Annotated in this window: 13 protein-coding genes; 9 read left to right on the top strand and 4 right to left on the bottom strand. The window is 31.9% G+C overall.

Annotated features, from left to right (window positions below):
• Window positions 1–4 precede the first annotated feature (4 nt).
• The 8 genes from HB672_RS08075 to HB672_RS08040 are packed head-to-tail and all read left to right on the top strand — an operon-like array spanning window position 5 to window position 6,175.
• On the top strand, window positions 5–925 hold the full coding sequence (locus HB672_RS08075; protein WP_167610706.1) for a carbon-nitrogen hydrolase family protein: 921 nt from the start codon (window positions 5–7) through the stop codon (window positions 923–925).
• 39 nt (window positions 926–964) lie between these two features.
• Window positions 965–1,726, top strand: a complete 762-nt coding sequence (locus HB672_RS08070; RefSeq protein WP_167610393.1) for a DUF6090 family protein — start codon at window positions 965–967, stop codon at window positions 1,724–1,726.
• Window positions 1,727–1,782: 56 nt separating this feature from the next.
• On the top strand, window positions 1,783–2,502 hold the full coding sequence (locus HB672_RS08065) for a DUF6090 family protein (protein ID WP_167610390.1): 720 nt from the start codon (window positions 1,783–1,785) through the stop codon (window positions 2,500–2,502).
• 10 nt (window positions 2,503–2,512) lie between these two features.
• The gene (locus tag HB672_RS08060) at window positions 2,513–3,271 is read left to right on the top strand and encodes a DUF6090 family protein (protein ID WP_167610388.1); all 759 of its coding nucleotides are present in this window, start codon (window positions 2,513–2,515) and stop codon (window positions 3,269–3,271) included.
• A 44-nt stretch (window positions 3,272–3,315) separates the two neighbouring features.
• Window positions 3,316–4,002 carry a DUF6090 family protein gene (locus HB672_RS08055; RefSeq protein ID WP_167610384.1) on the top strand — a complete coding sequence of 229 codons (687 nt, stop codon included), beginning with the start codon at window positions 3,316–3,318 and terminating at the stop codon, window positions 4,000–4,002.
• Window positions 4,003–4,044: 42 nt separating this feature from the next.
• Window positions 4,045–4,752 (top strand): DUF6090 family protein, encoded by a 708-nt coding sequence (locus HB672_RS08050; RefSeq protein WP_167610380.1) that lies wholly within the window; start codon window positions 4,045–4,047, stop codon window positions 4,750–4,752.
• A 43-nt stretch (window positions 4,753–4,795) separates the two neighbouring features.
• A complete protein-coding gene (locus tag HB672_RS08045) occupies window positions 4,796–5,554 on the top strand; it encodes a DUF3667 domain-containing protein (protein ID WP_167610703.1) in 759 nt (252 codons plus the stop codon).
• Window positions 5,555–5,602: 48 nt separating this feature from the next.
• The gene (locus HB672_RS08040; RefSeq protein WP_167610700.1) at window positions 5,603–6,175 is read left to right on the top strand and encodes a hypothetical protein; all 573 of its coding nucleotides are present in this window, start codon (window positions 5,603–5,605) and stop codon (window positions 6,173–6,175) included.
• Here the strand turns inward: HB672_RS08040 and HB672_RS08035 are convergent.
• Window positions 6,150–7,358, bottom strand: a complete 1,209-nt coding sequence (locus HB672_RS08035) for a TlpA disulfide reductase family protein (protein ID WP_167610697.1) — start codon at window positions 7,356–7,358, stop codon at window positions 6,150–6,152. The two genes, HB672_RS08040 and HB672_RS08035, sit on opposite strands and share 26 nt — an antisense overlap.
• Before the next feature lie 225 nt (window positions 7,359–7,583).
• Here HB672_RS08035 and pheT point away from each other — a divergent pair, with 225 nt between their 5' ends.
• The gene (gene pheT, locus HB672_RS08030) at window positions 7,584–10,013 is read left to right on the top strand and encodes a phenylalanine--tRNA ligase subunit beta (protein WP_167610694.1); all 2,430 of its coding nucleotides are present in this window, start codon (window positions 7,584–7,586) and stop codon (window positions 10,011–10,013) included.
• A gap of 15 nt (window positions 10,014–10,028) precedes the next feature.
• Here the strand turns inward: pheT and HB672_RS08025 are convergent, their stop codons facing one another.
• Genes HB672_RS08025 through HB672_RS08015 form a run of 3 tightly spaced genes read right to left on the bottom strand, consistent with a single transcriptional unit; the run spans window position 10,029 to window position 12,573 of the window.
• The gene (locus tag HB672_RS08025) at window positions 10,029–10,757 is read right to left on the bottom strand and encodes a sulfite exporter TauE/SafE family protein (protein ID WP_167610691.1); all 729 of its coding nucleotides are present in this window, start codon (window positions 10,755–10,757) and stop codon (window positions 10,029–10,031) included.
• A gap of 37 nt (window positions 10,758–10,794) precedes the next feature.
• Window positions 10,795–11,439 (bottom strand): oxidase, encoded by a 645-nt coding sequence (locus HB672_RS08020; RefSeq protein WP_167610688.1) that lies wholly within the window; start codon window positions 11,437–11,439, stop codon window positions 10,795–10,797.
• Between the two features lie 3 nt (window positions 11,440–11,442).
• Window positions 11,443–12,573 carry a P1 family peptidase gene (locus HB672_RS08015; protein ID WP_167610685.1) on the bottom strand — a complete coding sequence of 377 codons (1,131 nt, stop codon included), beginning with the start codon at window positions 12,571–12,573 and terminating at the stop codon, window positions 11,443–11,445.
• Window positions 12,574–12,578 lie beyond the last annotated feature (5 nt).

The following is a 12,578-nucleotide window of genomic DNA, read 5'->3' as shown; positions in this document are numbered from 1 at the left end:
ACAAATGATAATAAAAGTTGCTGTAGTTCAAGATACTCCTGTGTTTTTCAACAAGGAAGCCACATTACAAAAAGTAGAAACCATTACTAAGCAATATGCTAAACAAGGTTGCGAACTTATTGTATTCCCAGAATCATTTATTCCTGGCTATCCACGTGGATTTTCATTTGGTGCAACCATTGGAAGTCGAACAGATAAAGGCAGGCAACATTATGCCGATTACTACAACAATAGTTTTGATTTAGAAAGCGAAGACTTAATTCGCTTAGAAACTTTAGCCAAAGAACAAAACATCTACATAGTGATTGGAGTGACCGAAAAACAACAAACTAATGGAAGTTTGTATTGCTCAATGCTCTACATCTCTCCTACTCATGGTTTACTTGGTGTACACCGAAAAATTAAACCTACAGGAACAGAGCGCTTGATTTGGGCTGAAGCTGGAGCAGAATCGTTAACAACATTTGACACTAAAATTGGTAAACTTGGAGGCCTTATTTGTTGGGAAAACTACATGCCATTAGCACGAATGAGTATGTATTTAAAAGGTGTAGAAATTTATATTGCACCAACTGCAGATTCGCGTGAGCAATGGACAGCCACCATGCAGCAAATAGCCTTAGAAGGTCGTTGCTTTGTGTTGGGTTGCAATCAATACATGAACACCTCAATGTATCCTGAAAAGTATAAAGATGAAGTTGTAGGTCAATCCGAAAATTTTTGTCCTGGAGGCTCAGTAATTGTATCTCCTTTAGGGAACATCATAGAAGGGCCTTTATTTGATAAAGCTGGAGTGCTTGTTGCTGAATTGGACTTAGAAGCTATTAAACGTAGCAAGCTAGACTTTGATGTGATAGGTCACTATGCTCGTAATGATATTTTTGACTTTAAGGTAAAAGGACAGCCAGACATTAAAAAAGAATAGTCAATGATTAAATTTTTTCGGAAAATACGCTACAAACTCATGAGTGAAAACAAAACTGGTAAATACTTTAAATATGCTATAGGTGAAATTATACTTGTCGTAATAGGTATTCTTATCGCATTACAAATTAACAATTGGAATGAAGGTAGAAAACAACTTGCACATGGCCAAACATTAATGTTTGAGCTAATGGATGAAGTTACTGAAGACATTAGTACATTTAATTGGGCTATAAAAAATCTTAAAGAGAGCATTAAAAATCAAGAAACGCTTTTTAAAATAAAAGATTTAAGACGTTTAGATTCAGATAGTTTAAGTTACTTATTTTTGATGGCAAATATTGATATTAAAGTTAATGCAAATACGTTTGAAAAAATTAAAAATCAAGGCTTAACTCAACTCACAGCCAATGACTCGCTTAATAAAACCATTAACCAATACTTTGACATATCAGTGATGTCATTTAATAGAAGTATTGAGTGGTTTTGGAGAAGATATTTAAAAAGAATTGATTATTTTAATGAGACCAATGCTGTAGATTTCAATACCGATATGGTTGAAGGGCTCGATAAAGTAAGCGAAGAACTCATTCAAAAACAGCTTTTTGAATTTATTAATTTACCTATTACTAAAACGTACATTTTAAATATAAATTATGATGCAAAAGAGGCTTTGAGAGATATAGAGGGTATGAAACAAGAGTCTATTAATCTGGTTGAGAATATTCATCAAGAGCTATCAAAAACGCAATCAAACATTAAGCCTTTACCTGACTTTGATTATAGATTAACTAATAATTAATCTTTCCAATAAACTAAGCCATGATAAAATTCTTCCGAAAAATAAGATATAACCATATGAGTGAAAACAAAACAGGCAAATACTTTAAATATGCTATTGGCGAGATACTTCTTGTTATGATTGGTATACTCCTAGCCTTACAAGTAAATAATTGGAATGAAGATAGGAAATCTAAAAAAATGGCCACTGAAGTTTATACAAATTTGCTAACCTCTTTAGAACAAGATTCTATAGAAGTTACGCGAATAATTAATTTGCTCACTAAAAGTTTGGAAACACAAAAACAATTCATTTTAAGTACATCAGACCAATACGTGAAGGATTTAAGTCAAAAAGATTTGAATAAAATGATTGAAGAAATATTTTCAGGAGTTATGAGCTTTTTTCCAAAGACTGGTGTTTATAATTTAATAACTTCAAACAACAGTATGGACTTATTACAATCATCAGAAATAAAATCGTTGCTTATTAATCTTTACGACTTTCAGTATAAACGCTATGAAAATGTAGATGCCGTAATTGACAATAAATACCATTATAGTATTGGTGCACTCGTTCGGAAAAAAATTGGATTTATTGTTGAATACAATTCTAATCTTGAAGTTGATATTATAAAGCAACCTGATAAAAATCAATTCTATGAATATTATGAAGAATTAGTTGCTGAATGTCAAGATGTTTATGGCGTGTTGTCTACAGGCAATAATTACCTTATTGGAATTAGAGCATCTATCAGTGAGTTAATACCATTGATTAGAACTGAATTAAAGAAATAAAAGCTAACCAATGATTAAGTTCTTTAGACATATTAGAAAGTCACTTCTTATGGAAAACAAAACAGGTAAATACTTTAAATATGCAATTGGCGAAATCATATTAGTTATGATAGGTATTCTCCTAGCCTTACAAGTAAATAATTGGAATCAAAAAAGGCTTGCTGAAAAGCAAATTTATAATTACTTAGTAAGCCTAAAGAAAGATTTAGAAACAGACATTGTTCTGTTTGAAGATAATATTAAAGGTTATGAGCTTGACAAAGCTAATAATAGTCAAATTTTAATGAATGACGATTATAAAAAATTTGATGTAGACTCAATTACAACACTTGTTTCTGGATTTTGGAATCTCAATAGGACATCAGATCAAACGTATCAAAAAATAAAGAGTGCTGGGCTTTTAGAAATGCTAGGCACTCCAGAAATAAACAAAGCTGTGAATAATTATTACAATATTTATATTTCACACTATGATTATCTCATTGAATGGGATCGAGAATTAACAGAAAAAGATGGAGCTTTTTGGTTTTATAGCGACAATTTTGAAACTAATGTACTTCGTGGCCTTGAATCATCAACCTTACCATTTCGTGATAACCCAGACAAGAGAAAACAAGATCTTATTAATCTTACAGAATCTACAATTGGCAGAAATTACCTCCGAAACGCAATAGCAAGAGATGAATATGGAATAGGTATCGTAAATGATACCAAAGCCGAAGCTGATCGTATATTAGAATTAATTGAAAATGAGATTGAAAAAAGATAGCTTAGACAATGATTAAGTTTTTTAGACAAATTAGATACAACCTTATGAGCGAAAACAAAACAGGCAAATACTTAAAATATGCTATTGGTGAAATTGTTCTTGTCGTTATAGGTATTCTTATGGCGTTACAAATAAATAATTGGAATGAAGCTAGAAAAGAAGCTCGAACCATTGCAAATGTTTTAATTGAAATTAAAGAAGATTTAATTGAAGACAAAGCGGAGCTAAATCTTAGATTAAAACAACGAACAGCACATTTTAAAGCTCAAAAAAGAATCTATGATGCTCTTGAAAAAAGAGCGGTTTTTAATGAAGAAATAAGATTAGATTTAGGTAATGTTCTATTAGCTGAAACTATGTTTTCATCATCAAAAGGCTATGAATTATTAAAAGAATTAAATCTTGGAGCATTAACTGACAAATCACTTAGAATTTTGCTAACCCAGTATTATGAAAGAGACATTCCGCATGTGCATCAAGAAAACATTGATGACAAATTTGAGTTTGAAAACTTTTGGTTGCCTTATGTTAGAAAACATTTTAAAGACTGGACGTTTGGCGAATACGGAGACCCTGTTGATTATGCACAAATTCTAAATGACCAGTCCTTGCTAACAGCAATAAAAATAAATAGCCAAAATCTTGAAGCTACTCTTCAAGCATACAGTATAGCACTTAAAACTGCCACTAAATTAATTAAAGAAATTGACTTAAAAATTAACATAGAATAAACTATGATAAAGTTCTTTCGTCATATACGTAAATCACTCCTTATGGAAAACAAAACAGGCAAATACCTTAAATATGCTATTGGCGAAATTATTCTAGTCGTAATAGGCATTCTTATCGCATTAAGCATTAATAATTGGAATGAAAAACAAAAGTTAGATTCAAAAACTCAAGAGTATTATGTACAGTTAAAAGACGATTTAAACAAAGATGTCATCTTTGTTAATCAAATTATTGAAAAATTCGAGAACTACTTAAAAGATCTTGAAACATATACTAACTCTTATTATGAAGAAGATATGCTTACACCCATTGAAGCATATAAACAAATTTCTATACTTCCCGTATTATCAACATCATTTTCATTCAATTCTAGTACTATAGAAACACTTCAGAATAGTGGTGATATTAGTTTAATTCCTTCAAACATAAGAAACAAGTTAATTGATTTAAAGCGCCAACAAGAACTCATGATTCTTAGAGCTAAATATACAAACGATGGAAAGAATAGTATAATTCAAAATTTAAATCCGTTACTAGGATCAACAACGTTGCCTAATCGACTTAACAGTCAACCTAAAATGAAAGAATTTTTAAATATTGATAAAAATCTGAGAGAGATAATTTTAGTTTACGAAGGAGTTCATAGATGGAAAAGCATATCCGAACAAGAATCTATAAATAAATTTAAAGATATGTTGACCGAAATAGATACAATTGTTAGCTTAATTAATAAAGAATTAAAAATATAATTGAGTTTTTAAATGTTGAAATTCTTTAAAAAATAAATAGCAAGTGAAAAACACCTGTAAAAACTGCAAAACTGACTTCTCTGGTAGCTATTGTTCCAACTGTGGCCAAAGAGCCATTGCTAATAACAGGTTGCAGTTTAAAGGCATAGTAAACGACTTTGCAGACAATGCCTTTAATATTCACAAAGGCTTATTTTACACCTTTTGGAGTTTAGTTATCAAACCAGGAATGGTTGGTAGAGCTTTTATTTCAGGACAAAGAAAACGATTTACTAACCCTGTAAGATACCTCATCATTGCTGTCGCCTTACAAGCATTTATGGATTATTGGTTTTTAAATCCTGAACTTACCGAGCAACCAGATTTTATAAGTTTCCCTTTTTTATCCGAAAGTGTTAATAACAGTATGGCACATTGGAATCATATTCTAGCAACCCAATATTCCTTGATTCACAACCTTACAATGATATTTATTTTTCCAGCGGCTTTTTTGGTGCTCTTTAAAAAACTCAAGTACAATTTTACTGAGCTTTTAACAGTCAACTTCTACTATTTTTCTACAGGTCTTATCCTTACCTTATTTACAATTATTGCTTTTTATGTAATTACTGGAAATAGCATTCCAGTTCCTGCAATTATTTTAGTTACAATGTCTTATGTTATTTGGAGTAACATGAGTTTTTTTAACGGTGTGAAGTTTTTAGAACGTTTAGTAAAAGTTTTAGCTGCGATGCTGTTTTTTATGCTTTTTAGAGTGTTTTTTGTAGTGTATATCTTAAGTGTGCTATTTCCATTCAATTAATAATTGTTTTGGCTTTATCAGAAAAAAAGTCGAAATTCGATAACTACTATGACACATAAAATATTCTTTTTAATCGGACTCGGTTTTTTTTTAGTTGGACAAATTTTATTAGCACAAGGCAATGAGTTTGTATATAGTCAAAAACCTATAGATTTTGCACATTGGTTTTTGTTAGTTGGCTCCGTTTTTTTAATTCCCCAAGTTGTGTTTTTTCCAAAAAGCATCTTTAGTAGCATAGGCATACCAATAAGTCTTGTTGGTATTGCATGCATAATTGGAATGTGTGTGTTAGATTTTATTTGGTGGAGTTTCCCAACTGAAGAAGCACGTATGGCGTTTACTAATCATATCTCACAAGTTCCATCTATTTGGAAGCCTTTTATTAGCATTGGGCCAAGTTCTAAAATCTTTAATCTTGGTTTGCTTATCTTGAGTTTAAATGACTTTAAAAAAGAAAAAATAGGCGTAGCCATTATTTTTATTGCCACACTTATATTGTGGCATATCATTCCATTACCATTTAGATTAGTTTTTGGGTATTCACTAACTTTAATTGGTTACAGTATAATTTTTCTTAGAAAGAGTAATAAAAAAATTACTCACTCAACAAGGTCTCCATGAATGAGTTGAATTCTTTTTGAAAGCTTATATGCTTATCACCAGTAGCTGGTCCATTAAAACCAGTATGAATTTTTCTAACTTTTCCTGTTCTATCTAAATAAATAGTAGTTGGGTAAGACATAACCTTGTTTAGCATTGGCATTTTTTCACTTGCTTTTCCTTTGTCGTTCGTTCCAATTTGTGCTATTAAAATCTCATAATTTAAACCAACACGTTCTTTCATTCGGTTAAGACCATTAATAGCTTTTTCTTCAGTTTTGGCATTCTCAAAAGCCAAAGCTATAATCTCTAAACCTTTATCCTTATTAGCTTCATAGAATTTTGAGTAAAATTTAGTTTCATCCAGACAATTTGGGCAATACGAACCCATTAATTGTACTAAAACAACCTTATCTTTAAAACGTTCGTCAGTAAACGACACCATATTCCCTTCTAAATCTGGGAAGGAAAAATTAAACGTATCGTAGCCTTCCTTTATAAAAGTGAGCGTATAGGCATCAGTCATCTCAAAATCCGGATTCGGTTTACCAACAAAGGTTTCTAATGAGTGATTACCTGAATAAAACCCACCAACCATACTAGAATCTGTCACATGTGCTTTAAATAAAAAGGCATGAGCTGCATCAAAGGTTGAAATCTTTAAAGTATCAGCAGCTACAACACCTTCCAAGAAACGATAATCACCAGTTGGTGTTCTAATATTCCCTGTAACCTTGTTACCATTTTGCTCCAGAACTGCTTTTGCAGGATAAATATTTCCATAGTCATTAAACTCCATTTCCCAAACACCAGACACATTAACATCATTATTTGTTGGTTCATCATCAAATCGTTTGTCAACTCCATATTCCGAATAAAATTCTACATATCTATCTCTATCAGCATCAATCCATTGTCCTTTAATGTTTTTACCATCAAACTTGCCATTAAGTTCCGTTCTAAAAAACGGTAATTTTATAAAAACAGAATCATTTTTATAAGTAATTTCATCAACTTCAATGACTTCTTCCGCATTATATATTTTTAAAGTCGTGCTGGATGTTACTTCAAACATAAAAGGCATAGCCTGATTATCTTGAGCTATTAAATTCCCTCTGTAAGTACCAATTTCTAATGTTTTAACTGTTTCCTCTTGACAAGACAAAACCAATAATAAGACCAATACCAATAAACTATATCGCATACCTGAATAATTTGTTATACAACTCGAAATAACAACAAATTATGCACATAAAAAAATGAGCTAATACCTAGAGTTAAAAGTCAACTATTATTATATTTACTCAGGTGGTTTCTATTTAGTTAAACAAGGCTTTGTGAACCTGCTTTATATTTTTATTTCATCCATTTTTACCAATAAAAAATGAAAAAAAATATGTAGGTTTGTCGCTTGTAAAGACACGAACAAATGAAGATTTCATACAATTGGTTAAAGCAATTCATTAATATAGATTGGGATGCCGTAAAAACTGGCGAACTTTTAACAGATTTAGGTTTGGAAATTGAAGGAATTGATACTTATCAATCGGTTAAAGGTGGTTTAGAAGGCGTTGTTGTAGGTGAAGTATTGACTTGCGAACAACATCCAAATGCAGATAGATTAAAAGTAACAACCGTTGATGTTGGTGGAGATAAACCTTTACATATTGTTTGTGGAGCACCAAATGTTGCAGCTGGACAAAAAGTACCAGTAGCAACTATTGGAACAACACTATACTCTGCAGAAGGTGAGGCTTGGACTATTAAAAAAGGGAAGATTCGTGGAGAGGAAAGTCATGGTATGATTTGTGCCGAAGATGAACTAGGTTTAGGCTCGTCGCATGATGGTATTATGATTCTTGATAAAAACATAGAAGTTGGAACACTTGCTGCCAATATTTTCGATATAGAAAACGACCAAGTTTTTGAAATTGGATTAACACCTAATAGAGCTGATGCCATGAGTCATTTTGGTGTCGCTCGCGATTTAAAAGCTGGATTAATTCAACAAGAAGTGAATTTAGAGTTGATAACACCTTCTGTAAGTGCATTTCATGTAGATAATCGTGTACTTAAAATTGATGTGGATGTTCAAGACAAAACAAGAGCACCAAGGTATTGTGGTGTAACCATTTCTGGATTAAAAGTTTCAGCATCTCCTAGTTGGCTACAGCATCGTTTAAAAGCAATTGGCTTATCGCCAATTAATAATATAGTAGATGCAACCAATTATGTGCTACATGAGTTAGGACAACCCTTACATGCGTTCGATGCCGATAAAATTTCTGGCAAGAAAATCATTGTAAAAACACTTCCAGCAGGTACAAAGTTTGTCACACTTGATGAAGTTGAACGTGAATTGCACGAAGAAGATTTAATGATTTGCGATGGTAAAGAAACACCAATGTGTATTGCTGGTGTTTTTGGCGGTATTCATTCAGGTGTTACCGAAGAAACCACAAGTATCTTTTTAGAAAGTGCCTACTTCGACCCTGTATCTATTAGAAAATCTGCGAAACGTCATGCATTAAATACTGATGCTTCGTTTAGATTTGAAAGAGGTATTGACCCAAATATTACAGAATACGCTTTAAAACGCGCAGCTCTATTAATCACAGAAATAGCAGGAGGAGAAATTACAAGTGATTTGATTGATGAATATCCAGTTAAAATTGAAGATTTTCAAGTACGATTAAGTTTTGAAAATGCTGAAAATTTAATTGGCGAAGAGATTCCTCGCGAAATTATCAAACGCATACTTATGTCGTTAGACATTACCATTAACAACGTTACTGAAACAGGATTAGGTTTAACCGTTCCTGCATACAGAAACGATGTACAACGTGAAGCTGATATTATTGAAGAAATTTTGCGTGTGTATGGCTATAATAACATTGGTATTACTGAAAAACTAAATGCTTCTATATCCAATTCTTCTAAATTTGAAGACCATAAAGTTCAAAATGTAATTGGTGACCAATTGGTGTCGCAAGGGTTTTATGAAATCATGGCAAATTCTTTAACCACACCTAAGTATGCTAATTTAAGTGAACACTTAAAGGAGGAGCACAATGTAACTATGCTAAACCCTTTAAGCACCGATTTATCTGTATTACGACAATCGTTATTATTCTCTGGCTTAGAGGCTATTGCTCACAATATTAATAGACGTCAAACAAGTTTAAAGCTATTTGAATTTGGAAAGACGTATCATAATTACAATGATACTCGTGAAGAACACAAACACCTTAGCTTATTAATAACTGGAAATAAAAATGCTGAACGCTGGAATGCAGAAAACAAAGCAAGTGATTTCTTTTATTTAAAAGGTAGTGTGGATGCTGTTTTAAACCGATTAGGAATTTCAAGAGCAAGAACATCTCCAATAAAAAATGATGTCTTTAGCGAAGGTTTAAGTCTAGGCCTTGGTAAAACTAAGTTGGTAGACTTTGGTATTGTGAAGAAGTCCATTTTAAAAACGTTTGGTATTTCACAAGAGGTATTGTTTGCCGATTTTAATTGGGATAACATTCTTGAAGTGGCTAAACGCAATAAAATCACCTTTACTGATATTCCTAAATATCCAGAAGTTAGACGTGATTTTGCTTTGCTATTAGACCAATCTGTTCAGTTTGAGGACATTCATAAAATTGCAAAACAAACCGAAAAGCAATTGCTTAAAAATGTGAATTTGTTCGATGTTTACGAAGGCAAAAATTTACCGAAAGGCAAAAAGAGTTATGCAGTGAGTTTTACTTTGCTAGATGAACACAAAACACTTACTGATAAACAGATTGACAAAATCATGAACAAACTGCAAGCTAATTTTGAAAAGCAACTTGGCGCTGAGTTGCGTTAATTTTTTTCTTACAACTTACAAAAGAGCTGCAAAGAGCGTTGCAACTCCAATAATTAAAATTAGATATAAAGACATTTTTTTAAAAGAATCTTGCGATATTCTTTTTAGCAAAAGTTTACCCAAATAAGTACCAACAATACTTATCACTACTAAAAAAGGAATGTAAATTAGAATTTCTTTTGTGATAAACCCATTAAAAAAGTACACAATACTACGGCTAAAATCTACAAAGAAATCAATAATTGCTGAAGTTGCTATAAAAGCGTTTTTTTCAAGGTTAAAAGCAGCCATTGTTAATCCTCTAATAGCTCCTCCAGTCCCTAAAATTCCAGCAAATAATCCTGAAAACGTTCCTCCAAGAAATGCTTCTCGTTTATTGGGTTTTACAATTAAATTCTTCTTGATAAGAAACAACAAACTTAAGCTTATTAAGAAAATACCTAAAACAATTTCCAATAAATACTCATTTAGGTATTTAGCAATAATACCTCCAACGATTACAAAAATAACAGCAGGAATACCAATGTAAGTAATGAGTTTTTTATCAATGCCTTTTTTAAACATGGCTATCTTACTCAAATTACTAGCTACGTGAAACAAAGCGGTCATACCAAGTACAGTTTGAAAATCGAAATAAAAGTTCGCAACAGGAACAAAAAACACAGAAGACCCAAAACCTCCAACGGTTCCAATAATTTCAGCAAATAAAGCTAATAGTAGGAAAAGATATTCTAGGTTTTTCACTTCTAATTATTTAAAAAATTGATAGTATTTAAAGCACTTAAGATATCTCCGTTTCTTTATAAGATCCTGCACTATAATTAAAATACAGCCAAATAGCCCCTCCTAAAAACTTAAAACCTTCTTCAAATATTTGAGTTGTACCATATTCAAATGGCAAATACAATTGAATTACGTCTGTACCTATGGATGACATCAAAAAAAACCCCATTAATAAAAAAGATAAAGGATTAATTTTCAAAATTGTTGCTCTTTGCCTAAATAATAGTAATGCAGCAAATACTATATAAAAGAAATAGCAGATATATTGATTTACATAACGATCGTGAATCATAAAAAAATCATCTATTGCTAAGAAAAGAGATAACATACCTGAAAGAAGAAGCAACTCTCTGTGATTTTTTTTTAAATCTTTTCTTGAAAAGAAAGCAAAGAAACAAATTGCGGCTGAGCTAACCCATAACCAAATTCCAATATTAGAAAGAAATCCTAAAAAACTAGATTCATTTGTTATCTGTGCGGTATCTCTAATAATCTCCATTGTTTCAAAACCACTCCTTTTTAAAATAACAAATGACAAAAAATAAAATAATATAGCTGGAAAAATAATATATTTTATAATTGGCTTTAATTGCTTTAGCTCAATTGCGCTTAATGACTCTTTTATCTCTTTAAATAAATTCATATCCTAATGCTTATTATACTTTTTCATTATTTCTAAAACGCCGTCTATTGGCAAAGATGCAACTGTATGTTCATCACGTCCAGTCAATGTTTTTGCAGCAAATAATGAGTTTAAAATAGCTTCTTCAGTGGATTCTATCGTTGCTAAAAATAATGGTGACATATCATCATTCCTTACTTCCTTCTTTTCATTGAACATTGAATCACTTTGATAAGGAATTAAGTTTTCCTTTGCTGTTGAAACCGCAATTACGTAATCACCACTACCGTTTGAGGCGATTCCTCCAGTTTTTGCAAGTCCGAGCATAGCACGTTTTGCCAAACGCTCTAAATTTCTAGCATTTAAAGGTGCGTCAGTCATAACAACAATCATACAAGAACCATCAGCATCATTTAAAATTTTATCTCGATAAGGATATTTATTAAGTTCTTTAGCAATTGGCACACCATTAATCTCCAAAACTCCACCAAAATTTGTTTGCACTAATACACCTACTGTATAGCCACCTAAAGATTCTGGAAGCTTTCTTGAAGATGTCCCAATACCTCCTTTGTATCCAAAACAAATAGTTCCAGTTCCTGCGCCAACATTGCCCTCTACTACGTTCCCTCCTTTGGCATTTGCAATAGCATTTAAAACATGTTGCTCTTTAACATGACGTCCTTGTATATCATTTAACCAACTATCATTGGTTTCGCCAACAACTGAATTAACCGAGCGTACATTTTTATTTTCTTCTTGGTTTAACGTGTAACTTATAAGCCCTTCAGTTGCTGCTGCAACGCTCAACGTATTAGTTAAAATTATTGGTGTTTCAATATTCCCTAACTCTTTAACCTGACTGTAGCCAGCTAATTTTCCGAAGCCATTTCCAATATAAATGGCTGCAGGAACTTTGTTCTGAAATATATTCCCTTGATGTGGTATAATAGCTGTCACACCTGTCCTCACATTATTTCCTTCAATAATGGTTTCGTGACCAACGGTTACACCTTCAACATCTGTTATAGCGTTTAGCTTCCCAGTTTTAAAAACACCTATTTCAATACCATAATCTCTTAATCGTTTGTTTTGTGCATCCATATTTGCTGATATTATTAATGTGATTAATAATAAGTAATAGTTTGTTTTCATCTGTT

The organism is Gaetbulibacter sp. S0825 (genome assembly GCF_011777505.1).
GTDB lineage: Bacteria > Bacteroidota > Bacteroidia > Flavobacteriales > Flavobacteriaceae > Pontimicrobium.
The sequence above is the reverse complement of the archived record's forward strand: the minus strand, read 5'-3'. Positions and strand labels throughout refer to the sequence as shown.